A 25,116-nucleotide genomic window follows, 5' to 3' on the forward strand; every position below is an offset into this window, starting at 1 on the left:
ACTGAAGTCGACCTTGTGCAAAACTTCCCGGGTGCCATATGGAGCTAATGGGGGCAAGCTGTGATCAGAATCGAGGCGAACCGGCTCAGAGAACCGGCCGCATGGATCATGTTCGCGGCGGCGGCCACGGGCATTCTCGTCGGGGTCGGCAGGCTGCTGATCGGGGAGTCGTCTCCCTTCGGAGGTTCGGCGGGCAGCTTCGGCTGGCGCGCCGCGGGCAGCGTGGGCGAGTTGCTCTCGCCGGTGAACATCGCCCTCCTCATCGGAGCGGTGGTCCTGACGAGCAAGCTCGGCGTGGTGACCCCGAGGGCCAAGCTGATCACCTTCGGCGCGGTCGGCGGGCTGGGGATCTCCGGGCTCTTCGGCCTGGTCGCGCTCATCGGCGCGGTCGCCTCGGGTGACCTCGGCTTCCGCAGCGGGCTGGAGCTCTTCGTCAACGGGCTGCCCGGCCTCGCGCTCATCGGCGTCGGCCTGCTCTACCTCCTCCCCGACGTGATCCCCGCGACGCCGCACGCCCCACCCCCGGGCCAGGGGTTCGGCTACAACCCGGGCCAGCAGCAGCCGCCGTACGGCCAGCAGCCACCCGTCCAGGGCGGCGCGCCGTACGGCCAGCAGCAGTACGGCCAGCAGCCCCCCTACCAGCCCCAGCCCGAGCAGTCCCCGTACGGCCAGCAGCCCGACCAGCCTCCCTACGGCCAGCAGCCCGACCAGCCGGCGTACGGCCAGCAGCCCGGCCAGCCCGAGCAGCAGTACGGCCAGTCGGAGCACCTGCAGTACGGCCAGCAGCCGCAGCAGCCCTCGTACGGTCAGCCGGACCAGCAGTTCGCCCAGCCGGAGCAGCCTTCCTACGGCCAGCAGCCCGAGCAGCCCTCCTACGGCCAGCAGCCCGACCAGCCCTCCTACGGCCAGCAGCCCGAGCAGCCCTCCTACGGCCAGCAGCCTGAGCAGCCCTCCTACGGCCAGCAGTACGGCCAGCAACCCCCCTACGGCCAGCCCGAGCAGCAGTACGGCCAGCAGCCGGAGCACCAGCCCTACCAGCAGCCCCAGGCGGAGGCTCCCCAGCAGCCGCCCGCCGCCCAACCGCAGCCCGCGCCGTACTCCCCGACCCTGGCGGCCCTGCCCGCGCTCCCCTCCGCGGAGAGCCCCGCCACCCCGGACCAGTACGGCCAGCCTGACTACGGCAGCCCGCAGCCCGACAGCTACGGCGTGCCCTACGGCCAGCAGCAGGCCACGCCGCCTTTCCCCGCGCCCCCGGACTACGGCCAGACCCCCGGCTACGGCCAGCAGTACGCCGGCCAGCCCGGCGCCTACCCTCCCGCGGACAACCAGAGCGGCCAGTACGGCCAGAACGCCTACCCCCCGCCCGGCCAGTACGGCCAGGAGAACCAAGGCGCCCAGTACGGCCAGGAGAACCAGAGCGGCCAGTACGGCCAGGAGAACCAGAGCGGCCAGTACGGCCAGGACCAGAGCGGCCAGTACGGCCAGCAGAACCAGCACCCGCAGGACGGCCAGCCGGGACAGTACGGACAGGACGGCCAGTACGGTCAGGCCGACGGGCAGCGAGGGGCGTTCGCCGACCGGCAGCCGTTCCCGCCGGTTCCCGACGCGCAGGGTGCGTTCGCGGGCGGGTCGTCCTACGCGGGCGAACTGCCGGCCGGCCAGTACGCCCCGGCGGACAGCCAGCCGGGCTCCTACGGCTACGGCGCGGCCGACGCCCAGCCCGGCCAGTACGGGACCCTGCCCGAGGGGCCGGGCTACCCGCAGCAGCAGTACCCGGGCCAGCCGTACGACCAGCCGCAGGCGAACCAGCAGTACGACCAGCAGGGCCAGCCGTACGACCAGCAGGCCGGTCAGCAGTTCGGCTACCAGGCGCAGCAGCCCGAGCCGAACCACTACGAGGAGCACGGCGGCGCCGACCCCAGATCGCACCAGCTCGCTCAGGCGTACCAGCAGGCCCAGGGCTACCAGGCACAGGCCGGCACCCAGCCGCACCTCGACTATCCCGCCGAGCCGGCCTACGACGGGCCCTTCGGCCACCCGCAGTCGCCCACGTATCCCCCGCAGGACGCGCCGCTGGGCGAGTCGACGGTGCGTTTCGACCCGAAGGCCTACCAGGGGGACGAGCCGATAGACCCGACGGCCATATACACGCCGGGTGAACCACGCAGGTAATGACCGGGCCATCGTTTGACAGAAAGCAGGTGAGCCCGGGTCACGGTCGGCACACGTCCTGGTACGTTCCCGACCACTGACAGCGCTGAACAGGGCAGGCGACTCCCACCGCGTGGCGGGTTCGCCATGTTGGGAGAGCACACGGCTGCTAACCGGGGCGAGCAGGTCTTTCCCCGGGATAGCGGCATGCCGCTTGACGTCGCACCCGGCGCGTGAGTGTAATTACAAGCGTGTTGTTACGCCTTCCGCAGGGTGGGTATGAGGAGGGCGTCCAAGGGGGGCTCCATTGCGGGCGGGCGGCAGGGAGGTGTGCAGTGGCCGACCTGGTCGATGCACAGGCGCTCAGCGCTGAAGATCTTGGCTGGCAGGAGCGCGCCTTGTGCGCGCAGACCGACCCGGAGGCGTTCTTCCCGGAAAAAGGAGGCTCGACCCGAGAGGCCAAGAAGGTGTGCCGTACCTGTGAGGTGCGGGCTGAATGCCTTGAATATGCGCTTGAGCATGATGAGCGGTTTGGCATCTGGGGTGGGTTGTCCGAGCGGGAACGCCGCCGGATCAAACGTGAGGCGGGGTAGGGCCTCCGGCTGACGGCCGGAGATCTGAAGAATATTGAGGGAGGGGCCGCGCGAACCGCGCGGCCCCTCCCGCTGGTTCCATCCGCCTGTCCCGCCGGTTGCACCGACCCGTTCCGCTGGTTCCATCCGCCTGTCTCGCCGGTTGCACCGACCCGTTCCGCTGGTTCCATCCGCCTGTCTCGCCGGTTGCACCCATCTGTGCCGCCGGTTCCACCCGCCTGTCTCGCTGGTTGCACCCACCCGGATCGGCTCGTCTCCGGGGCGTCGGCCAATCGGGAACGCCGGTGCGCGCGGAGCGGTGAACGCGCCGGTGAGCGTGGCCGCCCGTGGCCGGTCGTGGTCGTCCCGGACAGGCACCCAGACGGGCCGGTCCCGGGTTGCCGTATGTTTGTCGGGCACCGATCACCGACGCACGCATGTTCCCCCGACCCGCGAAGCAGATGGCAAGCCCAATCCCCACCCCCAGGCCGCACCAGGCCGTCACCGCGATCGTCGTCGCCCACGACGGCGGGCGCTGGCTTGGCGACACACTCGCCGCGGTGCTGCGCCAGAGCAGACCCGTCGACCGCCTGGTGGGAGTCGACACCGGCAGCCGCGACGGCTGCGCCGACGTGCTGGCCCAGGCGCTCGGCCAGGGCAACGTGCTGGCGCTCCCGCGCTCGACCGGGTTCGGGCAGGCGGTGGCCGAGGTGCTCACCCGGCTTCCCGCGGGCGAAGGGCCCGAGTGGATCTGGCTCCTGCACGACGACTGCGCACCCGACGTCCGCGCCCTGGAGGCGCTGCTGTGGGCCGCCGAGCAGGATCCCAAGGCGGCGGTGCTCGGCCCCAAGCTGCGCGACTGGCTGGACCGCAGGCTGCTCCTGGAGGTGGGCGTCACCGTCGACAGGACGGGACGCAGGGACACGGGGCTGGAGGCCAGGGAGTACGACCAGGGGCAGTACGACGGCATCCACGACGTGCTGTCGGTCTCCACGGCGGGGATGCTGATCCGCCGTGACGTCTGGGACGCCGTCGGCGGCCTCGATCCGGACCTGCCGCTGTTCCGCGACGACCTCGACCTGTGCTGGCGGGTGCGCAACGCCGGGCACCGGGTGCTCAACGTCACCCATGCCGTGGCCTGGCACGCGGAGGCGGCCAGCAGACGCCGCCGCAGGATCACCGCGAGCGAGCACCACCCGCGCCGCCTCGACCGCCGCAACGCGATGTTCGTGATCATGGCGAACCTGCCGTTCCGGTCGCTGCTGTGGGCGCTGATCCGCAACATCTTCGGCTCGATCTTCCGCACGATCCTGTTCGTGCTGGCCAAACAGCCCTCCACCGCCCTCGACGAGATCAGCGCGCTGGGCTCGGTGCTCGCCCACCCCGGCCGCATGATCAAGGCGCGAAGGGCGCGCACCAAGGGCAGGAAGCAGCAGTACGACCAGGTCAAGAAGTTGCTGACGCCACCGGGCGCGGCCTACCGGCGGCTCGCCGACATGGTCCAGGGTTACCTGTCCGGCGAGGGGCCCGTGGAGTCGGCGGGCCGCCACCACGCCGCCTCGGCCGGTCCCACCCCTGACGACGGGGAGGAACTGCTCACCGACACGGGGGTGTTGCAGCGGATCTTCGGCAACCCGGGCGTGCTGCTCTCGCTGGCCCTGCTCGCGATCACGATCGCCGCCGAACGTTCCCTGCTCGGCGGCGTCAGGCTCGGCGGCGGCGCGCTGGTGCCGGTGACCGGCGGCGCCTCCGACCTGTGGCGTCTGTACACCGAGAGCTTCCATCCGAGCGGGCTCGGCTCCGACGCCTGGGCGCCGCCGTACGTCGCGGTGCTGGCCGCGCTGTCCACGATCCTGCTCGGCAACACGTGGCTCGCGGTGTCGGTGCTCCTCCTCGGCTGTGTGCCGCTGGCCGGGCTGTCGGCGTACCTGGCGACGCGTTCGATGCTCCCCAGCACGGGGGCGCGGGTCTGGCTGGCCGCCACCTACGCGCTGCTGCCCGTCGCCACCGGCGCGGTCTCCGCCGGGCGGATCGGCACCGCCGTCGTGCTGGTGCTGCTGCCGGTCTACGCGTCGCTGGCCACCGCGCTGCTGGCCGGCGGCGGGCGCAGGGCCAGGCGCGCCGCGTGGGGGCTCGGCCTGCTGCTCGCCGTGGGCACCGCGTTCGTACCGCTCGTCTACGTGCTCACCGCGATCATCGGCGCGCTCGGGGCCACGGCCTTCGGCGGCGCGCGGCGGGGCGTCGGCGTGTCCGTGGGCATCGCGCTCGGCGTGCCGATCGTGCTGCTGTTCCCCTGGTTCCTCCAGCTCGCCCGGCATCCGGGCCAGATCCTCCTCGAAGCCGGGCTGCACCAGCCGTCGCTGGTCGACGGCAGGCTCCATCCGGCGTCACTGCTGACGCTGAGCCCGGGAGGGCCGGGGCTGCCGCCGCTGTGGGTGACCGCCGGGCTCATCGCGGCGGCGCTGGCCGCTTTGCTGCTGCGCCGCCGGCGGATGGTCGTGGCCGTCGGCTGGGGCGTCGCGCTGTTCGGCGTGCTGGTCGCGATCCTGGTGAGCCGGGTGCCGGTCACCTCCGTCGCGGGCAGTGCCGAGGCGCCGGCCTGGCCGGGCGTGCCGATGGCCTTCGCGGCGACCGGCATGCTGGTCGTGGCGGCGCTGACCGCACACCGGCTGGCCGAGTTCCGGGCCGCCGGCGGGCTCCGCAGGCTGGTCGCGCTGGTCACGGCGGCGATCGCGTTCTCCACCCCGGTGCTCGCCGCCGGTTACTGGATCATGACCGGCGTCACGGGACCGCTCAGCGGCGACGTGCCCGACACCATGCCCGCGCTGGCCGCCGCCCAGTCGGCTGACGGCGAGCGCACCCTCGTGCTCCGTCCGAGCCCCGGCGGCGGGCTGACCTACACCGTCCTGCGCGGCCGTACGCCTCTCGTCGGGGAGACGGACCTGCCCGCCCCCCGGCAGGCCCGCGACCGCTTCACGATCGCCGCCGCGGGGCTCGCCTCGGGACGCGGCGGCGACGACACCACAGTCCTGTCCACGTACGGCGTGCGCTTCGTCGTCGTGGTCGCCCCCGTCGACCCGAAGATCAGCGCCGCGCTCGACTCCCAGCCCACGCTGACCAGGCTCAGCCTGTCACCCACCAGCGGGGTGTGGCTCGTTTCCCGGCCGCTCGGCCGGGTCTGGGTGGCGGACAAGGCGGGCGCCCGCACCCCCGTCCCGGTCGAACGGGACGCCGGCGGAGGGCTGACCGTTCAGGTGCCCGCGGGCGGCGGCGAGCGCACCCTGGTGCTCGCCGAACCCGCCGGAGCCTGGACCGCGGCCGCAGGCGACACCGAACTCCCCGGCAGCACGGTCGACGGCTGGTCGCAGGGCTTCCGGCTGGACGCCGCGCAGCACACCGTGCGGATCACCCACCAGGACACCTGGCACGGCGTCTGGCTCTGGGCCCAGGCGGCGCTGGTGCTGATGACGCTGATCCTCGCCGCGCCCGGCGCCCGCCAGCAGGACGCCGGACCCGACTACGCCGATCCACCCCCGGGCGAACGCGACGTCACCCCACCGCCGGGCCGCCGCGGCCGGCGCCGAGCCGAGGCGGGTGCCCGATGAAGGCCCTGATCGAGAACCGTTTCGGCCTGCTCGTCCTGATCATGATCTCGCTGGCCGCCCTGTACGGCGTGGCGTACGTGACCCAGCCGGCCGGGGCGCAGCCGGCGCCGCCCCCTCCGGCGAAGGTGGCCGTGGAGTCGGTGCAGACGGTGTGCCCCGACCCCGCCGGCAACGCGGTCAGCGTGGTCGTGCCGCAGGCGAGCGAGCGGGTGGGCACCGCCACGATCACTCCCCTCAAGGCGGACTCCAAGCCGCTGGTCACGCTCGACAAACCGGGCGTCCTCTGGCAGAAGACGACGGCCGAGCGATCCGACCCCCTGGTCGTCAAGGGGGTCGGGGCCATGGCCGCCGGCCTGGAGACGTCCCAGACGGTCAGGGAGGCCGCGGGCAAGACCCGCGGGCTGGTCGGGGTGCGCTGCACCGAGCCGACCTCGGAGGCGTGGGTGATCGGCCCGGGACCCGCGGCCGCCGACATCACGCTGCATCTCGCCAACCCCGAGAGCGCCCCCGCCGCCGTGGAGATCTCCGTCTACGCGGGTGAGGGTCCGGTGCTCGCCGACCACGGCCTGGTGGTGGAACCGGGGGAGTTCACCAAGATCAGGCTCAAGGATCTGGCCCCTTCGCCGCTGGTGATGGCCGTCGAGGTGCGCACGAGCAGCGGTCGCGTCGCCGTCGCCGCCCGGGCCGAACTGGGCACGGGGAAGGGCGCCGACTGGCTGCCCGTCTCCACCGCCCCCGCGAAGCACGTGGTGGTGCCCGGTCTGCCCGGCGGCGGCGGACACCGTGAGCTGCTCGTCGCCGCGCCGGGCGAGATGGACGCGGTCGTGGGGGTCAAGGTCCTGACCGAGGACGGCTTCTACGCGCTCAAGAACCGGGAGACCATCGACGTCCCCGCCGGCTCCGTCGCCACCCTCGACCTGTCCACCGGCGTCGGCGGTCAGCCGTCGGCCGTGGTCCTCACGTCGGAGGTCCCCGTCGTGGCCGGGGTCACGGTGACCGGGACCGGCGCCCAGAGCGACGTGGCCTTCAGCGCCGGGGCGGGGCCGATCGACCTGGGCAGCGTGGTTGCCGACAACCGCACGGGCAAGAAGCAGAGCTCGCGGCTGGTGCTGTCGGCGCTGGGCAAGCCGGGCAAGGTACGCGTCCAGGTGTTGCCCCGGCAGGGGACGCCGCCCAAGGCGACCGAGGTGGCCGTGCCCGCCTCACGTACCGAGGAGGTCAAGCTGCCGTCGGCTCGCGGGCCGTACAGTGTGGTGATCACGCCGCTGCCGGGCTCCGGGCCGGTCTACGGCGGGCGGGTGCTCGACGACCGGACCAAGGGCGGGCTGCTCGTCACCCTCCAGCCACTGGCCCCCGGGCGCACCTGGGCGCTGGTGCCCCACCTGGTCGACTCGGCCGCCACCGTCCTGCCCTGAACGGCGGCTGCCGGTGTCGGGGACTGCCTGATGGCGAGCGGCGGTCGTTGAGTGCGCGGCGGTGGTCGTAGCCGGCGGCGGTGCCGGGCCAGTGGTCGGCGTCGGTGCTGGGCCGGTGGTCAGCGGCGGTGGTGCTGGGTTCAGCGGTGGTGGTGGAAGCCGAGGTCGGCGGTGGTGCTGGGTTCAGCGGTGGTGGTGGAAGCCGAGGTCGGCGGTGGTGCTGGGTCGGTGGTCAGCGGCGGTCGTCGAAGCCGGGGTCTACGGTTTCCGGAGGGAGCCCGAGCAGCTCGGCGACCTGTTCGACGACGGCCTCGTGCACCAGCGCGCCCAGCATGTCGCGGTCGCGCGCCCGCGCTTCGAGGGGGCGGCGGTAGAGGACGACCACCGCGGGATTCTTGCCGGCCGCCGGCTGGGTCCTGCCGAAGGGGATCGGCTCGCCGTCGAGGCGGCCGGGACCGTCGCCCAGTTGCGCGAGCGGCGGCACCTCCTCCACCGCGAACTCCACCTCGGCGAGCTGCCTCGCCCAGCGCGGCTTGAGCCGGTCGACCGCGTCGAGGACGAGATCGTCGAAGCGCTCGCTCCTGGATCGGGCTATCGGCACGTTCGAGGGGGCGAGCGGGCCGCGCATGCCGCGCCCGTGTCTGTCGCGCCGACGCGGGCCGCGGGGCCGGGGCGCTCCTCCTGGTGCCGAGCTCACAGCGCCCAGCTTAGGGGGGCAAGACGGTGGAAGCTGTGACACGTGTCCGAATTGTGGCGACACGCTCGTTAAGAGTGCCCGGATAGTGGCGCCTCGGACTCTTACCGGATACGGTCCCTCCGTGAGCCCCGTCCGCCGCTGTTCGCGCACCGCCTGCAGTCAGCCCGCCGTCTTCACGCTCACGTACGTATACGCCGACTCGACCGCCGTGCTGGGGCCTCTGGCAACGTACGCCGAGCCGCACTGCTATGACCTGTGCGCCGAGCACGCCGAGCGGCTCACGGCCCCCCGCGGCTGGGAGGTCGTCCGCCTGCCCAGCGAGGCGGGCCAGCCGAGCAGCGACGACCTCGAAGCGCTCGCCAACGCGGTCCGGGAGGCGGCCAGGCCCGCGTCCCCGGGCGGCGGGGAGCCGGTGGGGCAGGGCGTCGAGGTCGGCCGCCGGGGTCATCTGAGAGTTCTGCGCTCCGCCCAACCAAAGCGCGACCGCTAGTAGGCTCGAAGCGTTCAGGAATCGACCACCAGGGCGGAGCTTAGAGTGGGCGACCTCGCCAGTATCTTCAAGGCTTACGACGTGCGTGGCGTCGTTCCCGACGAGCTAGACGAGGAGATCGCGGAGGCCGTGGGGGCGGCGTTCGCAGAGATCACCGAAGCCCGGGAGCTGGTCGTCGCCTGCGACATGCGCGAGTCGTCGCGCCCGCTCGCCGCCGCCTTCGCGCGCGGTGCGACCAGCCGTGGAGCCGACGTCATCGACGCCGGGCTGGGCTCGACCGACCTGCTCTACTACGCCAGCGGGAGCCGGGGGCTGCCGGGCGTGATGTTCACCGCCAGCCACAACCCGGCCCGCTACAACGGCATGAAGATGTGCCGGCCGGGCGCGGTGCCGATCAGCGGTGAGACGGGGCTGACGGAGATCCGCGACCGGGCCGCCGAGCTGCTGAGGTCGGGCGTCGGCGGGTCCGGCGGCGGCACCGTGGTGCGGGAAGACCTGCTCAAGGGTTACGCCGGGCATCTGCGCACGCTGATCGACCTGTCGGGCATCCGCCCGCTGAAGGTCGTGGTCGACGCGGGCAACGGTATGGGCGGTCACACCGTGCCCTCGGTCTTCGCCGGGCTGCCGATCGAGCTGACCCCGCTCTACTTCGAGCTCGACGGCTCCTTCCCCAACCACGAGGCCAATCCCCTCGAACCGGCCAACGTGGTCGACCTGCGGAAGGCCGTCGTCGAGGTCGGCGCCGACCTCGGCCTCGCCTACGACGGCGACGCCGACCGGTGCTGGGTGATCGACGAGCGCGGCGAGTCGGTCTCGCCGTCCACGATCACCGCGCTGATCGCGGTCCGCGAGCTGGCCGGGCACCCCGGTTCACCGATCATCCACAACCTGATCACGTCGAAGAGCGTGCCCGAGATCGTGTCGGAGCACGGCGGCGTGCCCGTCCGCACCCGGGTCGGCCACTCCTACATCAAGGCCGAGATGGCCAGAACGGGCGCGATCTTCGGTGGCGAGCACTCGGCTCACTACTACTTCCGCGACTTCTGGTTCGCCGACTCGGGGATGCTGGCCGCGCTGCACGTGCTGGCCGCGCTCGGCGAGCAGAGGCTGCCGCTGTCGGAGATGCTGGCGCGCTACACCCGCTACGCCGCCTCCGGCGAGATCAACAGCACCGTCGCCGACCAGGCCGCGGCCCTGGAGGAGATCCGGGAGCGCTTCGCCGGGCGCGACGGCGTGACCTTCGACGAGCTCGACGGTCTGACGGTCGACGGCCCGGACTGGTGGTTCAATCTGCGTCCGTCCAACACCGAGCCGCTTCTCCGGCTGAACGCCGAAGCGGCCGACGAGCACCTGATGGTGGCGGTCCGGGACGAGGTCCTGGCCGTCGTGAGGAGACAGCTGTGAAGATCGACGATTGGCTGCTGGAGATCCTGGCCTGCCCCGCCTGCAAGTCACCGCTGCGGGCGGAGACCCACGACGACGAGCTGATCTGCACCTCCGCGGCCTGCGGGCTGGTCTATCCGGTGCGTGACGACATCCCCGTGCTGCTCGTCGACGAGGCCCGTAAGCCGTGAGTGAGGCGCCCGGCCGGCAGTGGGATCCGGACCGGCTCGACGACCAGAGCCATCTGGTGGAGGCGGATCCGGGGGGCATGCTGCCCGCGGTCGCCTCCTCGGCGGCCCAGATCCGCATCGCCAGGCGCGCCGCCGCGGAGGCGAACCTCGCGGGCCTCGCCGCCGACGGCCGTCCCCGTGCGGTGATCGTCGCCGGGATGGGCGGGTCCGGCATCGCCGGTGACGTCCTGGCGGCCGTGTGCGGTCCGGGCGCGCCGGTGCCGATCATCACCGTCCGCTCCTACCGGCTGCCCGGCTGGGTGGGCGCGACCGACCTGGTGATGGCGGTCTCCTGCTCGGGGAAGAGCGAGGAGACCACGGCGGTCGCGGCGGAGGCCGTGCGCAGGGGCTGCCGGCTGGTCGCCGTCGGCGCGGAGAACTCCCCGCTGCAGGCCATCGCCCGTCAGGCGGGCGCGCCGTTCGTCGCGGTCCAGGCCGGTGGGCAGCCCAGGGCCGCTTTATGGGGTCTGGCGATCCCGCTGGTCATCGCGGCCCAGGCGGTGCAGCTCGTGCAGGTGACCGACGAGGTGTTCGAGGCGACGGCCGAGCGCCTCGAGGACATGGCGAACCGCTGCCGTCCGTCCAGCGAGTCGTTCATCAACCCGGGCAAGACGTTGGCGCTGGAGCTCGCCGAGACGGTGCCGATGATCTGGGGGTCGTCACCGCTCACGGCGGTGGCGGCCCACCGGCTGGCCTCCCAGCTCAACGAGAACGCCAAATATCCCGCCATCTGGGGGGAGATCCCGGAGGCCAACCACAACCAGGTGGTCGCCTTCGACGGGCCGTTCGCCACCCGTGACATCTTCGCCGACGAGGCGGGCCGGTCGCTGCGCCTGCTCGTGCTGCGAGACTCCGACGAGCACCCGCAGGTGGCCAGGCGCAGGGAGGTCTCCATGCGGCTCGCCCGCGACCGTGACGTCCCGGTCACCGAACTGCTGGCCGAGGGACAGCACCCGCTGGAACGGCTGGCCGCGCTGATCGGTCTCGTCGACTACGGGAGCGTCTACCTCGCGCTGGGGTACGGTATCGACCCGTCTCCTGTGACAGCCATCACAGAACTCAAGGCCCGGATTACCCAATAAGATCCCATAAGTCTTTCAGCGACCAAGAGTGGAGTCGGTAAGTGAGCGCGGCTGGCGGTACAAAGGCAATCGTTGCGGCACTGATCGCGAACGTGTCGATCGCGGTGGCCAAGTTCGTGGCCTTCCTGATCACGAGCTCCTCCTCGATGTTGGCGGAGTCGATCCACTCGCTCGCCGACTCGGGCAACCAGGTGCTGCTGCTCGTCGGCGGCAAGCGGGCGGCCCGCGAGCGCACCCCGCAGCACCCGTTCGGCTACGGCCGGGAGCGCTACTTCTACGCCTTCGTCGTAGCCGTCGTGCTGTTCACGGTCGGCTCGCTGTTCTCCCTCTACGAGGGCTTCCAGAAGCTCACCTCGCCGCACCCGATCGGGACTCCGGTCGTGGCCTTCGCCGTGCTGATCTTCGCGATCATCGCCGAGATATTCTCCTTCCGGACCGCGATCCGGGAGGCCAACGCGGTGCGGGGCAAGCAGTCGTGGGTTCAGTTCATCCGCAGGTCGAAGTCGCCGGAGCTGCCGGTCATCGTCCTTGAGGACCTCGGCGCGCTGGTCGGCCTCATCCTCGCGCTGTTCGGTGTGACGATGGCCGTCGTCACCGGTGACAGCACCTGGGACGCCTACGGCACGCTGTCGATCGGCGTGCTGCTGGCGATCATCGCGGTCATCCTGGCCGTGGAGACCAAGTCGCTGCTGATCGGCGAGGGGGCGGACCCCGAAGCCGAGCGTCAGATCGTCGAGGCGCTCACCGGCGGCCCCGAGGTGTCCAAGGTCATCCACCTGCGCACGCTGCACATCGGCCCCGAGGAACTGCTGGTGGCCGCCAAGATCGCGATCGAGCACGACGACACGGCGGAGGAGATCGCCAGGGGCATCGACGCCGCCGAGCAGCGGGTCCGCGCGGCGGTCCCCATCGCCAGGGTCATCTACCTGGAGCCCGACATCTACCAGCGGCAGCAGGTGCAGGACCCGGTCTGACGGCTACGACGGCTCAGCGGACCGTCCACACCGCGGTGTGACGCGGATCGTGGGCGGGCCCGCGCCCTCCTGGACGACGCGGCGGGTAGAAGCCGTTGGGCGCGACCTCCCCGACCTTGCGGAGGTGGTCCGGCGCCGACAGGTGGAAGTAGCGACCGGTCTCCTTCCACCGAACTTCAGGATGAAACGAGCTCATCGTCAGAAGCGGCGGCACTGGCCTTCCTTGTCGCCGCTGACCGAGTTGTTGCCGCCGGTCACCTTCGAGCGGTTGTCCTCGCACTCCAGGTTGCCCTTGACCGAGTTGCGGTAGACCTGCAGACCCTTGCGGTTGTCCTTCAGCTGGATGTTGCCGTCCACCCGGTTGCCGTTGACCCGCAGGTAGCGGCCGTTGTCCTCAAGCTGGATGTCGCCGTCGACCCGCGTCGAGGTCACCGTGACGGAGCCACCGTCCTTCAGCTGGATGTTGCCGCCCACCTTCGAGCCGCCGGTCACCGACACCGAGCGGGCGCTCTCAGCCTGGATGTCGCCGTCGACCCGCACCGCGCGGGTCACCAGGGTCGCGCCCCGCCCCACCTTGACGTTGCCGTCAACGCGGGTGCCGACGAGGGTGCACGTCGCCCCCTTCGGCACGCGTACGTCATCAACGGAGACGGCACGAAGCGTTCCCTTGCAGGTGCGCGTGTCCGCGAACGCCGGCGTGGCCATGACCGGCCCCCCGAACACAGTGGCCAGGACGGCGCCGGCCACAGTCAGCTTGATCTTGTTCATGTCGTATCCTCCGTCGGCTCCGGCCGGGCTGTCTGCCCGGCCACAAGAAGGATCTCGACCGGCTGTGGCTGTTTTGTGAGAGGGACATTAGGGCGTTCTCATCAAAACTCATCAAAAATCTGGAAAAGAGTGGCCGAATCCTAGTCCTGCGCCGTGACGACGGGCGGTCTAATTGCAGGAAACACAGGCGCATATACCGCCAGGTCAGAGGGAGGACCTGTGACTGCTCAGGTCAACGTGACCAAGAAGGTCCCCGGTGTGGCTCGCGGCCTCGGGAGCCCAGGCACTCCCCGGTATCTGCCGGTATCCGATCACGGGCTGATCGGGGATCTGCGCAGTGCCGCGCTGGTGGGGACGAACGGCACGATCGACTGGTACTGCTGCGGCCGCTTCGACGCGCCCAGCGTCTTCGCCTCGATCCTCGACGCCGAGAAGGGAGGCTCCTTCGAGCTCGCCCCGGACGTGCCGACGCGGACGAAGCAGTTCTACTTCCCCGACACCAATGTGCTCATCACCCGCTTCTTCGCGGAGGACGGGGTCGGCGAGGTCCAGGACTTCATGCCGATCACCGACGACTCGCGCGAGGCCGACCGGCACCGGCTGATCCGCCGGGTGGTCTGCGTCCGAGGATCGCTGGCGTTCCGCGTCTGCGTGGCACCGCGCTTCGACTACGGGTCCCGGTCGCACACCGTACGCACCGAGCACGGCCATCCGGTCTTCGAGTCGCCCGACCTCACCCTCGCGCTGACCTCCAGTGTGCCGGTCGAGAGCGACGGCCGGGACGTATGGTCCCTGTTCAAACTGCACGAGGGGGAGACGGCTGTCTTCGCGCTCGACCGGATGAGCGGCGAGGTGGCCCCGCGGGCCTGCCCTGTCGCCGAGGCGGAGGAGCTGTTCGAGGCCACGGTGCGGTACTGGCGGCGGTGGCTGTCCACATCGCGCTACCGCGGACGCTGGCGCGAGATGGTGCACCGCTCGGCGCTGACGCTCAAGCTGCTCACCTACGCGCCGACCGGCGCCATCGTGGCCGCGCCGACGACAAGCCTGCCCGAGCAGATCGGCGGCGAGCGGAACTGGGACTACCGGTACGTCTGGATACGCGACGCGGCTTTCTGCGTCTACGCGCTGCTCCGGCTGGGCTTCACCGACGAGGCCAAGGCCTTCATCCAGTTCCTGATCGAGCACGTCTGCACCTCGTGCACCCGCACGGGACCGCTGCAGATCATGTACGGCATCGACGGCCGCCGAAAGCTGCCCGAGCGCGAGCTGTCCCATCTCGAGGGCTATCTGGGCTCGGCCCCCGTACGCGTCGGCAACAACGCCGTCGACCAGCTGCAGCTGGACATCTACGGCGCGCTCATCGACTCGATCTACCTCTACGACAAGTGGGGGGAGCCCATCTCCAGCGCGCAGTGGGACACGGTCTGCGAGCTGGTCGGCTGGGTGTGCGAGAACTGGGACCAGCCCGACGAGGGCGTCTGGGAGACCCGCGGTGGACGCAAGAACTTCCTCTACTCGCGGCTGATGTGCTGGGTGGCGATCGAGCGGGCCATGCGGATGGCCCGGCACCGGGGGCTGCCCGCCGACATGGCGCGCTGGGCGCGGCAACGCGACACGATCTACCGGCAGATCATGCGGCGCGGCTGGTCGGCCGACCGGAAGGCGTTCGTCCAGCACCAGGGCGGCGACGTCCTCGACGCCTCCGTCCTGATGATGCCGATGGCCAAGCTCATCTCCCCGACCGACCCGAAATGGCTGTCCACACTGGACGCACTGGGCGAGGACCTGGTCTCCGACTCTCTGGTCTACCGCTACGACCCGCAGGCCAGCCCGGACGGACTACGGGGTGCGGAGGGCACGTTCTCGATCTGCTCGTTCTGGTACGTGGAGGCGCTCACCCGCGCCGGGCGCCCGGACGAGGCGCGGCTGGCCTTCGAGAAGATGCTCACCTACGCCAACCACCTCGGTCTGTACGCCGAGGAGATCGGCCGCACGGGCGAGCAGAGCGGCAATTTCCCGCAGGCGTTCACCCATCTGGCATTGATCAGCGCGGCCTTCACCCTCGACAGGGCGCTGGGTTGACGCCCTTGAGGCCGCGGGCCCCGTCGGGGCGGTTGAAGCGCCGGATGATTCTGAGGCGTCGTCACTCTTTCGAGCGACCGCGCAACAGGCGCAGGGCCTTCTCCTTCTCGAAGTCGAGGGCCCGGCGGGGGGCCTGCACGCGGCCGATCCGCAGGCCCAGGTCGCGGACGGACCGGGCCACCGCGGGCTCGGTGAGGACGCGCAGGGCGAAGGCGAGTTCGGCCGGGGAGACGTCGAAGCGCCGCTCCAGCTCCATCGCCTGGGCGACGGCGGCGAGTTCCTGTTCACCGAAGCGCCGGTGGGCCCCGCGGTCGCGGATGGGTGGGAGGAGACCCAGGGCCTCGCGGTAGCGGAGCATGCGAGGGGACATGCCGAGCCGCTTGGCCGCTTCGGTGATACGCATCCTTACATTCTTGTGTGAACTTCGCACGCGTCAAGGTGCGGCTTGCCGTACGAGGGTCATAAACTCGCAGGCGTTGACATTCCGGTAGAGGGGAAACAGATGGACTTCAAGGTCGCTGACCTGTCGCTTGCCGACTTCGGTCGCAAGGAGATCCGGCTCGCCGAGCACGAGATGCCGGGCCTGATGGCGATCCGCCGTGAATACGCCGGCACCCGCCCGCTGAACGGCGCCCGGGTCATGGGATCGCTGCACATGACGATTCAGACCGCGGTGCTCATCGAGACCCTCGTCGAGCTCGGCGCCGACGTCCGGTGGGTCAGCTGCAACATCTTCTCCACCCAGGACCACGCGGCTGCCGCCGCCGTCGTCGGGCCGAAGGGCACGGCCGAGGACCCCAAGGGCGTCCCGGTCTTCGCCTGGAAGGGCGAGACCCTGGAGGAGTACTGGTGGTGCACCGAGCAGGCGCTGAGCTGGCCTGACGGAGCGGGCCCCAACATGATCCTCGACGACGGCGGCGACGCCACGTTGCTCGTCCACAAGGGCGCCGAGTACGAGACGGCCGGGGCCGTGCCCACCGCCGACGAGAACGACCCCGAGGAATGGAAGATCATCCTCGACACCCTCCGCCGCTCGATCGCCGAGAAGCCCGGCAAGTGGACCACGGTCGCCGCCGCCATCAAGGGCGTGACCGAGGAGACCACCACCGGCGTGCACCGCCTGTACGAGATGCACCGGAACGGCCAGCTCCTCTTCCCGGCGATCAACGTCAACGACTCGGTCACCAAGTCGAAGTTCGACAACAAGTACGGCTGCCGCCACTCGGTGATCGACGGTCTCAACCGCGCCACCGACGTGCTCATCGGCGGCAAGGTGGCCGTCGTCGCCGGCTACGGCGACGTGGGCAAGGGCTGCGCCGACGCGCTGCGCGGCCAGGGCGCCCGAGTGATCGTGACCGAGATCGACCCGATCTGCGCCCTCCAGGCCGCCATGGACGGCTTCCAGGTGACCACCCTGGAAGAGGTCGTCGGGATCGCCGACATCTTCGTCACCTGCACCGGCAACTTCAACATCATCACGGCCGCGCACATGGCCGAGATGAAGCACCAGGCGATCGTGTCCAACATCGGGCACTTCGACAACGAGATCGACATGGCCGGTCTGGCCCGCACCGAGGGCGTCCAGCGCAACACCATCAAGCCGCAGGTCGACGAGTGGGTCTTCCCCGACGGGCACTCCATCCTGGTGCTCGCCGAGGGCCGCCTGATGAACCTGGGCTGCGCCACCGGGCACCCGTCCTTCGTGATGTCCAACTCCTTCGCCAACCAGGTGATCGCGCAGATCGAGCTGTTCAGCAAGACGGAGGAGTACCCCCTCGGCGTCTACACGCTGCCCAAGGCCCTCGACGAGAAGGTCGCCCGCCTGCACCTCGACGCGCTCGGGGTCAAGCTCACCGACCTGACCAAGGCCCAGGCCGACTACCTCGGCGTCGACATCCAGGGCCCCTACAAGTCCGACCACTACCGCTACTGACAGTGATCGTTCACCGGGCCATGGGCAGCGCGGACGGTGCGGACCTCGCTGCGTCGGGGGAGCAGCGGATCGAGTGGGCGTCACGGGCGATGCCCGTGCTGCGGGCGATCGGCGAGCGGTTCGCCGCGGAGCGGCCGCTCGACGGCATCAGGATCGCCGCCTGCCTGCACGTGACCGCCGAGACCGCGGTGCTCATGGGCGCGCTGCGGGCCGGCGGCGCGGAGATCGCGCTGGCCGCGTCCAACCCGCTGTCCACCCAGGATGACGTGGCCGCCGCCCTTGGCGCGTACGGCGTCGCCGTACATGCCAGGGCGGGGGTGGACCGGGAGACCTACTACCGCCACATCAACAGCGCGCTCGACCTCGGGCCGGAGATCGTCCTCGACGACGGCTGCGACCTGGTCAACATCCTGCACACCGAGCGCCTGGAGTTGCTTCCCGGCGTGACGGGCGGCTGCGAGGAGACCACGACGGGGATCATCCGGCTGCGGCAGATGGCGGCCGAGCAGGCGCTGCGGTTCCCGGTGGTCGCGGTCAACGACACCCGGACGAAGCGGATGTTCGACAACAGGTACGGCACGGGCCAGTCCACGATGGACGGCATCATGCGGGCCACGAACACGCTGCTCGCCGGGAAGACCGTGGTGGTGGCCGGGTTCGGCTACTGCGGCCGGGGCGTCGCGGAGCGGGCCAAGGGGCTGGGCGCGCGGGTGATCGTCACCGAGATCGACCCGGTGAAGGGCCTCGACGCGATCCTGCACGGCTACGACGTGCGGACCATGTCCGCCGCCGCCGAGCACGGCGACGTGTTCATCACCGTCACCGGCAACCGCGACGTCATCCGGGGCGAGCACCTGGCGGCGATGAAGGACGGCGCGATCCTGGCCAACGCCGGCCACTTCGACGTGGAGATCGACGTCCGCGCCCTGGAGGAGCTCGCGCAGGCGGTCAACCCCGGCATCCGCCCCAACACCGACGAGTACGTCCTCGCCGACGGCCGGCGTCTGCTGCTGCTCGCCGAGGGCCGCCTGGTCAACCTGACCGCCGCCGAGGGGCATCCCGCCGCGGTCATGGACATGTCCTTCTCCGCCCAAGCGCTCGCGGTGACCTGGCTGGCCAGGGAGCGGGTACGGCTCACGCCCGGCGTCTACGACGTGCCCGGCGAGATCGACACCGAGGTGGCCAGGCTGAAACTCGCCGCCGCCGGGATCGAGGTCGACTCGCTCACCCCGGACCAGGAGGACTATCTCCACTCCTGGCGCGTCGGCTCGTAGAGAACCGGAGACCGCGCTTTCTTTATCTCTCATAAATCCGACCCATAACGAGCGTCGATACCGTCGATGTCATCGCTCGATGGAGGAGACGAATATGAGAGTGTTCACCAAAGCGGCCGGTGTGGCGGTGGGAATCGCCCTTGGAATTCCCCTTCTCGTGGGCTCGCCCGCGGCCGCCGACGAGATCAGGGTCCATCTCGGCTGGTCGACGATCGGGTCCGGTCCGTGTGGCGCAACGGGCAAGACCACCAAGACGGGGTCGTACACCGTGCGCCCGGGGAAAATCACTTCGTCATGGTACGTGGTCAAGGCGAGCAAGAGCGGTGATGGTCAGATCAAGTCCGTGTCCAGCGGCCAGGACACCGCCGTGAAGTACGACACCTATCGCACCTGCCTGAAGGGCGGTAAGTTCAAACTCACTTACGCGCCCACCAAATACAAGCACCGCACTCGGGTCTACACCTATATTTGTTACGCCGACAGCAGGTGCCAGCCGCCGGCCGTCTTCACCTCGGGCTGGAAGTCGGGCGTCGGAAGGAAATAGCCGCCGCTGGGCGCCGTCACCGCTACGGGCGTGGCGCCGAGGAGCGGTGGGTCAGAAAGCGGAACATCGTCTTACGGACGAGACGGTTGAAGTCGGCGCTGTCGTTCACCCGGGGGAACGGCTCGCCGGGGACGGGCACGTCGAGGAACCGGCAGAGCGGCTCCCAGCCTTCCTTGACGTTGAAGACCAGCAGCCGCTCGGCGGGGATCGCCTGCTTCACGGCCTCCACGTGATCGTTGAAGACCTTGGTGAGGTACGCCCGGTCGGCGGTCTCACCGGCGAAGACACCTTGGCCGACGATGGTGCTCGTCATCCGCGTATACGCCTCCATGTCGCCGCTCAGGCGGAACATCACCTTCGCGGCCAGGCGGCCCGCCCCGCTGTCGACCCGTTTCGCCTGCTTGAAGATCGTGGCCTGCATGCTGTCGTACCAGCGGTCCGGATCGCGGACGCTGAGCACGACCTTCGCCTGCGGATAGTGCGCCGCGAGCTCACGCCAGTAGGCCGAGGCCGGCCAGTCCACGCACGCCCCGTACCCCTCGAACACCGCGTCCCAGTCGTCGGATCGGCCCTCGGCGATGTCGAGCCACTGGTAGATCCGGCGTGGCTCGCTCAACACGTCGGCCATGTGATAGCAGGGCGCGAAGCCCAGCCCTTCGAGAGCGGCCTTGAGCGACATCGTCCCTGTCCGGCCGAATCCCGCGCCGATGACTCGCATCAGATCTTTCCTCCGGCTGTTGCTTCGCGATCGTGGTTCACCAGGAGTGTCCAGATTTCCTGGCGCTGCGGGCTTTCCCGCCGTCATGGCTCGGCGGGCCGCTCTCGGCGGAAGGTGCGCCGGTAGCCCGTGGGAGTCGCTCCGAGGTGGATGCTGAAATGCCGGCGCAGGTTGGCCGCGGAACCCAGCCCACTGTGCTCGCCGACCTGGTCTATCGACAGATCGGTTGATTCGAGCAGGCGTCGAGCGCGGATGAGGCGCTGATGGAGCAGCCACTGCAACGGCGTGGTGCCGAGCGCGGCGTGAAAGCGCCGGGCGAACGTCCGTGCGCTCATCCCGGCCCGACGAGCCAGTTCATCCACGGTCAGCGGTTGGTCGAGACAGGTGCCGGCCCATTGCAGCAACGGCCCGAGGCTGGCGTCATCGGTCTCCGGCATGCACAGGTCGACGTACTGCGACTGGCCGCCGGTGCGGTGCGCGGGCATCACCATACGGCGGGCGACCTGGTTGGCGACCTCCGCACCGAGGTCCTCGCGTACCACGTGCAGGCACAAGTCCAGCGCTGCGCCTCGGCCGGCGCTGGTCAGCACGTCGCCGTCGTCCACGTACAGCACTGACGCGTCCACCCGCACCTTCGGATGCAGCCGGGAGAGCGTGCTCGCGTACATCCAGTGCGTGGCCGCCCGCCTGCCGTCGAGGAGCCCGGCGGCGGCCAGGGCGAAGGCGCCGGTACACAACGAGACGATGCGCGCGCCTGCGGCTCCGGCCTCGCGGAGTGCCTCGATCAGCGCCTCGGGAATGGGCCGGCCGGACTGCACGCACGCGTACGGCAGGGCCGGGACGATCACGGTGTCCGCCTCGGCCAGGGCGTCCAGGCCATGATGTGCGTGCTGGAGGAAGCCGAACTCGCTTCGAGTGCCGGCCGGGTTCGCCGCACACCGTCGCAACTCGTACCACGGCTCGGCGAGGTCGGTCCGTTCCGGGCCGAACACCTCGCAGGCGATCGCCACTTCGAACAGGGGCATGTCGTCGACCAGGGCCAGTGCGACGGAACCAGCGCTCACGGGCCCCAAGCGTACGGCAGGAAATTTGCGAACAGTGACACTCCTGCCACTCGTCGGACATCTTCGGTGTTGGCATCGTTCCTGTGTGAACCTCATCGAGCTCCGGCAGTACACCTTGCGTCCCGGCCAACGGGACCATCTGATCGACCTGTTCGACAGGGAGTTCGTGGAGAGCCAGGAAGCTTTGGGAATGCGGGTCGTCGGACAGTTTCGCGACGAGGACGATCCCGACCGTTTCGTCTGGATTCGTGGATTCTCGACCATGCAGGCCCGACGTGCGGCGCTGACCGCCTTCTACGTCGACGGCGATGCCTGGAAGGCGCACGGACCCGCTGCCAACGCCACCATGCTGGACTCCTCGGACGTTCTCCTGCTACGTCTGACCGGCCCGCACTCCGGATTCCCGGAGCCGGTCTCAGCCCGGCCACCGAGAGGCGCTGACGCTCTTCCCTCGTCCCGTGTGGTGGCGACGATCTACCACGTGAACGCGTCGGCTGACCAGGAGTTCATCCGTTTCTTCTCCGACCGTGTCACCCCTTTGATGACCGAGAAGGGCAGCCCGCCCCTGGCCGGCTTTCAGACCGAGCACGCCGAGAACACATTTCCCCGATTGCCCGTCAGGGCCGGCGAGAACGTCTTCGTCTGGTTCTCATTGTTCGCCGACGCCGCTCACCACCGCGAGCACACCGAACGGCTGGCGCGGTCGGCAGAGTGGAACGAGGGCGTGCTGCCCGAGTTGTCGGCGAGGCTGAGCGCTCCGACCCAACACCTGAGGCTGGCTCCGACGGCAAGGTCGCACCTGCGCTGACGCCCACAGCGCGATGCTCTGGATCACCGCAGCACCTTCTCGGCGTACTCGCGGAAACTGCGAGCCGGACGGCCGGTCACCCGCTCGACGGTGTCGGTGGTGCGGTCTTCCGCTCCCTCGGCGATGGCGCGGTCCATGCCGGCCAGCATCGCGGCGAACTGTGCGGGGATGCCGGCGGCGGCCAGGCGGTCACGCAGCTGCTCGTAGGTGACCGGCCGATGGGTGATGGTCCTGCCGGTGACCTGGGTGATGATGTCCGCGACGTCGTCGTAGCTCAACGCCTGGGGCCCGGTGATCACCAGATCGGTACCGGGTGCCGTCTCGTCGGTGAGGGCGCGCACGGCGACCGCCGCGATGTCGTCGGCGTCGATGAAGCCGACCCGGCCCGTACCGGTCGCGGTCAGGATGGCGCCGTCGCTGCGGATGCTGTCCGCGTGCAGGTGCTGATCGGTGAAGTTCTGCATGAACCACGACGGCCGCAGTACCGCCCACTGGTCGAACAGACCGGCGAGCAGGCCGTGTACCTGGCCGACTCCGGGCCCTCCGGCGGGTATGGCCGAGGAGCTGAGAAGTACCACGCGCCGCACCCCGGTGACACGGGCCTGCTCCAGGAAGGGCACCATGACGGCGGCCGGGTCCGGGTCGCCGATGGGCGGAACGAGGTAGACCCGGTCCGCACCGTGCAGTGCGTCGCCGTAGGTAGTGGAGTCATACCAGTCGAAGCGGATCGCCTGGGCGCCGCCCTGTGCGGTGGCGCGCCGGCTGGCCGCCGTGACCGGGTGGCCGAGTGCGGCGAGTTGGGATACGACGCGGCTGCCGGTGTTGCCGGTGGCTCCGGTGACCAAGATGGCGGGGTCAGTCATTTGATCTTCTCTCATCGCGCGGAGGGGAAGAACTTCGCGTCGTCCGGGGAGCCAGGGATCGCGAGTGGGTGCCAGTAGTCGCGGTAATGGGTGCTCCATCCTCTAATATGTGGACCACGAGTCCGTTTTGACTATATGGACCGTTGGTCCGTTTCGCAAGTGGAGGAGCCATGACCCAGCGCAAAGAGCGCGCGGACGCCCTGCGCAACCGCGAGGCCGTGCTGGCCGCGGCCGACGATCTCTTCGCCCGCAGTCAAAGCCCCCGGAGCGTTTCCATGGACGACGTCGCGGCGGCGGCCGGGGTCGGCAAAGGCACCCTCTTCCGCCGATTCGGCGACCGGACCGGCCTCATCCAGGCACTGGTCGAAGCGCGTATCGAACCCTTGCGCCAGGCCGTGGAGACGGGGCCGGCACCTCTCGGCCCCGCCGGCCCACCTCGCGAGCGCGTTCTGGCTGTGCTCGACGCCGTGCTCCGCTTCAAGCTCGACAACCGCCACCTCTCCCTGGCCCTGGAAGAAGCCGGCAGCGGCAGCCCTTACCAGGCGGGCCATTACGTGTGGTGGCACCGCACGCTCCGGGACACACTGCTAAAGATCCCCGGCATTCCGGACGGCGACTTCACCGCACACGCCTTGCTCGCCGCCACCCGCGCCGACCTCGTTGAATATCTCGCCGGCCAGGGCGGCATGACCGCCGACGACATGAGCGCACGTCTGGCGAACTACACGGCCAAGATCTTGGACTGATCGCACCAGCGGCCACGGCGTGACGGCGCTTTCCAGAAACTCAGGCTTCTCCGCACCGCTTCGGCCGCCCTGCTCGGCCGGCAGTCATCCACCGCAGGTGGCGCGGGGGCGTTCTGCCCCAGATCGCTGATCCGCCGGGCGGGACCGCGCGTGTTCGCCCCGAGCTTGACGGGCCCGACTGTTCGGAACTGTTCCGAACAGCGTCCGATCTTGTCGAGTCCCCGGCCGAACCGGAAGGTTGCCTGTGTGCAGTCCCCATCGCCCGCAGCCGAAAGGTCATGCATGTCGCCGGCCGTTTCCGCCGCCAGAGGGCCAAGCGCCGCAATGGCACTGTCTCCCCCTCGTCCGAATATTGAGATCCGGTCCCAGGATCGGCGAACGATTCGCTCTTTGAGGGCACTGCACGCCGCGCTTGAGGAGCTCAGCTTCGCCACGGGCTTCGACGCGATCACGGTGTCGGACATCACGAAGTCAGCCGACGTTCACCGGTCCACCTTCTATCGGCACTATCGCGACAAGTTCCACATGATCGAGACGCTGTACGAGGACGGCACCCGGAAAAGCGTTGATTCGCTTCTCGTGACCGCGGGCCGTCCGGCTGAAACCTATCGATCAGTGGCGGCCCTCGCTGAAATACTGGATCATTTCGCTGCGCACAGGGACCTTTACCACGCACTTCTGACGCACCGGAGAAGCGTCTGGTTCGAACAGTGGCTTGGCGCGCGCTGGACCGAACTGATTCACCAGATATACGCCAGGTTACCCTCGGCCGATCCGCCCAAAGTCAACGACGCCATCGTCGACCTCAGGGCCCGGATCATCGTTGACACCTCGTTCACCATGCTGAAGTGGTGGATCCAGAGTAAATATCGACTGACCTCTGGGCAGATGGCGTGCTGGTATGTGCGGCACATAATGGATGGATTCTCGCGGACCGTCACCCCTTGCCCGTCCGCCGCCCACTGACATCGAATCGGCTCGCCGAACCTACCCCCACGGGTCAATGGCAGACTCCACCCATTTCTTCTCGGCCGCGATCCAGGCCTCCTTGACCAGGCCGTTTTCGATATAGGAGTACGGCAGCCATCCGTAGCCGTGCGCGGCCCATCTGGATCCCCAGCTGTTGCGCACCAGAAACGCGCCGGCCGCCTTCCCCTCGCCGCACGGCCGGTGGTCGTCATACCCCGCGAGCACCACCACGTGCCGTCCGAACGCCGCACCGACTGGCGGAAGCGCCAGGACGTGGGTCCAGAAGGAGGACACCTGAACGGGGTGGAGGGGTATGTCGACGGCCACCGGAATGCCGGTGAATATGTGCTTCCTCAGCACCTTCAGATCGTCGGCGGGTCCATTTCCCTCCCGCATGATCCGATCATAGATTATTCCCTTTCGACCCGCCGCCCGAGCGAAACAGCAGGGCGGCGGGTCGATGTTCTCCCGGCCGGCGGTGAACGGCCATTCCTCTTCCTCGGCCATCCCGAACGTGTCCCACGCCTCGAAACTCCGGAACAGGTTGGATCCGGCCCTGTCCACCTGCCCGAGCAGGCGCCGGGACGTGCGGTAGTTGAAGAGCAAGGAGGCGACGAAATCATCTTCCCCGCCCCGGCGCGCGTAGTAGCCGGCGATACCGGCGACCACGGCGGCCGTGCACAGTGGGATGTTCCCCTGGTCCACCACCGGTGGAAACCAGGGAGTGAGGTCATATGAAGCCGGTGCG

The 25,116-nt window shown here is 69.8% G+C and carries 24 protein-coding genes; 16 read left to right on the forward strand and 8 right to left on the reverse strand.

Annotated features, from left to right (window positions below; genetic code table 11):
• Positions 1-60 precede the first annotated feature (60 nt).
• From MBA17_RS34645 to MBA17_RS34660, 4 genes are all read left to right on the forward strand, one after another.
• Positions 61-2,172, forward strand: a complete 2,112-nt coding sequence (locus tag MBA17_RS34645) for a hypothetical protein (protein WP_238501605.1) — start codon at positions 61-63, stop codon at positions 2,170-2,172.
• Between the two features lie 314 nt (positions 2,173-2,486).
• Positions 2,487-2,744, forward strand: a complete 258-nt coding sequence (locus tag MBA17_RS34650; protein WP_238501606.1) for a WhiB family transcriptional regulator — start codon at positions 2,487-2,489, stop codon at positions 2,742-2,744.
• 440 nt (positions 2,745-3,184) lie between these two features.
• Positions 3,185-6,328 carry a glycosyltransferase gene (locus tag MBA17_RS34655; RefSeq protein WP_238501607.1) on the forward strand — a complete coding sequence of 1,048 codons (3,144 nt, stop codon included), beginning with the start codon at positions 3,185-3,187 and terminating at the stop codon, positions 6,326-6,328.
• Positions 6,325-7,743 carry a DUF5719 family protein gene (locus tag MBA17_RS34660; RefSeq protein ID WP_238501608.1) on the forward strand — a complete coding sequence of 473 codons (1,419 nt, stop codon included), beginning with the start codon at positions 6,325-6,327 and terminating at the stop codon, positions 7,741-7,743. Before MBA17_RS34655 ends, MBA17_RS34660 begins: the two co-directional genes overlap by 4 nt.
• Positions 7,744-7,975: 232 nt before the next feature.
• Here the strand turns inward: MBA17_RS34660 and MBA17_RS34665 are convergent, their stop codons facing one another.
• Positions 7,976-8,371 (reverse strand): metallopeptidase family protein, encoded by a 396-nt coding sequence (locus tag MBA17_RS34665; protein ID WP_238501609.1) that lies wholly within the window; start codon positions 8,369-8,371, stop codon positions 7,976-7,978.
• 190 nt (positions 8,372-8,561) lie between these two features.
• Here MBA17_RS34665 and MBA17_RS34670 point away from each other — a divergent pair, with 190 nt between their 5' ends.
• Genes MBA17_RS34670 through MBA17_RS34690 form a run of 5 tightly spaced genes read left to right on the forward strand, consistent with a single transcriptional unit; the run spans position 8,562 to position 12,599 of the window.
• Positions 8,562-8,930 carry a DUF3499 domain-containing protein gene (locus MBA17_RS34670; RefSeq protein ID WP_238501610.1) on the forward strand — a complete coding sequence of 123 codons (369 nt, stop codon included), beginning with the start codon at positions 8,562-8,564 and terminating at the stop codon, positions 8,928-8,930.
• Positions 8,931-8,975: 45 nt separating this feature from the next.
• Positions 8,976-10,334 carry a phosphomannomutase/phosphoglucomutase gene (locus MBA17_RS34675; protein ID WP_238501611.1) on the forward strand — a complete coding sequence of 453 codons (1,359 nt, stop codon included), beginning with the start codon at positions 8,976-8,978 and terminating at the stop codon, positions 10,332-10,334.
• Positions 10,331-10,504 (forward strand): Trm112 family protein, encoded by a 174-nt coding sequence (locus MBA17_RS34680; protein WP_238501612.1) that lies wholly within the window; start codon positions 10,331-10,333, stop codon positions 10,502-10,504. Before MBA17_RS34675 ends, MBA17_RS34680 begins: the two co-directional genes overlap by 4 nt.
• A complete protein-coding gene (locus tag MBA17_RS34685; RefSeq protein ID WP_238501614.1) occupies positions 10,501-11,625 on the forward strand; it encodes an SIS domain-containing protein in 1,125 nt (374 codons plus the stop codon). The genes MBA17_RS34680 and MBA17_RS34685 overlap by 4 nt, the downstream gene beginning before the upstream one ends.
• Positions 11,626-11,666: 41 nt before the next feature.
• Positions 11,667-12,599 (forward strand): cation diffusion facilitator family transporter, encoded by a 933-nt coding sequence (locus MBA17_RS34690; protein WP_238501616.1) that lies wholly within the window; start codon positions 11,667-11,669, stop codon positions 12,597-12,599.
• A gap of 13 nt (positions 12,600-12,612) precedes the next feature.
• On the opposite strand, the gene MBA17_RS34695 is transcribed toward MBA17_RS34690, so the two are convergent.
• Together MBA17_RS34695 and MBA17_RS34700 are read right to left on the reverse strand one after the other, a co-directional pair.
• Complete coding sequence (locus MBA17_RS34695; protein WP_238501617.1) at positions 12,613-12,813, reverse strand: hypothetical protein; 201 nt, start codon at positions 12,811-12,813, stop codon at positions 12,613-12,615.
• Positions 12,798-13,367 carry a hypothetical protein gene (locus MBA17_RS34700; protein WP_238501618.1) on the reverse strand — a complete coding sequence of 190 codons (570 nt, stop codon included), beginning with the start codon at positions 13,365-13,367 and terminating at the stop codon, positions 12,798-12,800. Before MBA17_RS34700 ends, MBA17_RS34695 begins: the two co-directional genes overlap by 16 nt.
• Positions 13,368-13,586: 219 nt before the next feature.
• Here MBA17_RS34700 and MBA17_RS34705 point away from each other — a divergent pair, with 219 nt between their 5' ends.
• Complete coding sequence (locus tag MBA17_RS34705; RefSeq protein ID WP_238501619.1) at positions 13,587-15,449, forward strand: glycoside hydrolase family 15 protein; 1,863 nt, start codon at positions 13,587-13,589, stop codon at positions 15,447-15,449.
• 61 nt (positions 15,450-15,510) lie between these two features.
• Here the strand turns inward: MBA17_RS34705 and MBA17_RS34710 are convergent, their stop codons facing one another.
• Entirely contained in the window at positions 15,511-15,852 is a 342-nt protein-coding gene (locus tag MBA17_RS34710; protein WP_238501620.1) for a MerR family transcriptional regulator, read from the reverse strand.
• 99 nt (positions 15,853-15,951) lie between these two features.
• Here MBA17_RS34710 and ahcY point away from each other — a divergent pair, with 99 nt between their 5' ends.
• From ahcY to MBA17_RS34725, 3 genes are all read left to right on the forward strand, one after another.
• Entirely contained in the window at positions 15,952-17,382 is a 1,431-nt protein-coding gene (gene ahcY, locus MBA17_RS34715; RefSeq protein ID WP_238501621.1) for an adenosylhomocysteinase, read from the forward strand.
• 20 nt (positions 17,383-17,402) lie between these two features.
• Entirely contained in the window at positions 17,403-18,656 is a 1,254-nt protein-coding gene (locus tag MBA17_RS34720) for an adenosylhomocysteinase (RefSeq protein WP_238501622.1), read from the forward strand.
• Positions 18,657-18,750: 94 nt separating this feature from the next.
• On the forward strand, positions 18,751-19,200 hold the full coding sequence (locus tag MBA17_RS34725) for a hypothetical protein (RefSeq protein WP_238501623.1): 450 nt from the start codon (positions 18,751-18,753) through the stop codon (positions 19,198-19,200).
• 22 nt (positions 19,201-19,222) lie between these two features.
• On the opposite strand, the gene MBA17_RS34730 is transcribed toward MBA17_RS34725, so the two are convergent.
• Both MBA17_RS34730 and MBA17_RS34735 read right to left on the reverse strand, forming a co-directional pair.
• Positions 19,223-19,918: a sulfotransferase family protein gene (locus MBA17_RS34730; RefSeq protein WP_238501624.1), complete on the reverse strand. Its 696-nt coding sequence runs from the start codon at positions 19,916-19,918 to the stop codon at positions 19,223-19,225.
• Between the two features lie 83 nt (positions 19,919-20,001).
• Positions 20,002-20,943, reverse strand: coding sequence for a helix-turn-helix domain-containing protein (locus MBA17_RS34735; protein WP_274386437.1), 942 nt, complete (start codon positions 20,941-20,943; stop codon positions 20,002-20,004).
• Between the two features lie 124 nt (positions 20,944-21,067).
• On the opposite strand from MBA17_RS34735, the gene MBA17_RS34740 reads away from it, so the two are divergent.
• Positions 21,068-21,790 carry an NIPSNAP family protein gene (locus MBA17_RS34740; protein WP_238501627.1) on the forward strand — a complete coding sequence of 241 codons (723 nt, stop codon included), beginning with the start codon at positions 21,068-21,070 and terminating at the stop codon, positions 21,788-21,790.
• Between the two features lie 23 nt (positions 21,791-21,813).
• Here the strand turns inward: MBA17_RS34740 and MBA17_RS34745 are convergent, their stop codons facing one another.
• Positions 21,814-22,653, reverse strand: a complete 840-nt coding sequence (locus MBA17_RS34745; RefSeq protein WP_238501629.1) for an ergot alkaloid biosynthesis protein — start codon at positions 22,651-22,653, stop codon at positions 21,814-21,816.
• 170 nt (positions 22,654-22,823) lie between these two features.
• On the opposite strand from MBA17_RS34745, the gene MBA17_RS34750 reads away from it, so the two are divergent.
• Positions 22,824-23,399 (forward strand): TetR/AcrR family transcriptional regulator, encoded by a 576-nt coding sequence (locus MBA17_RS34750; protein WP_238501631.1) that lies wholly within the window; start codon positions 22,824-22,826, stop codon positions 23,397-23,399.
• Positions 23,400-23,789: 390 nt separating this feature from the next.
• A complete protein-coding gene (locus MBA17_RS34755; protein ID WP_238501633.1) occupies positions 23,790-24,365 on the forward strand; it encodes a TetR/AcrR family transcriptional regulator in 576 nt (191 codons plus the stop codon).
• Between the two features lie 21 nt (positions 24,366-24,386).
• On the opposite strand, the gene MBA17_RS34760 is transcribed toward MBA17_RS34755, so the two are convergent.
• A complete protein-coding gene (locus MBA17_RS34760) occupies positions 24,387-25,037 on the reverse strand; it encodes a C1 family peptidase (protein WP_238501635.1) in 651 nt (216 codons plus the stop codon).
• Positions 25,038-25,116 lie beyond the last annotated feature (79 nt).

Source organism: Dolomitihabitans soli, assembly GCF_022213955.1.
GTDB lineage: Bacteria > Actinomycetota > Actinomycetes > Streptosporangiales > Streptosporangiaceae > Streptosporangium_A > Streptosporangium_A soli.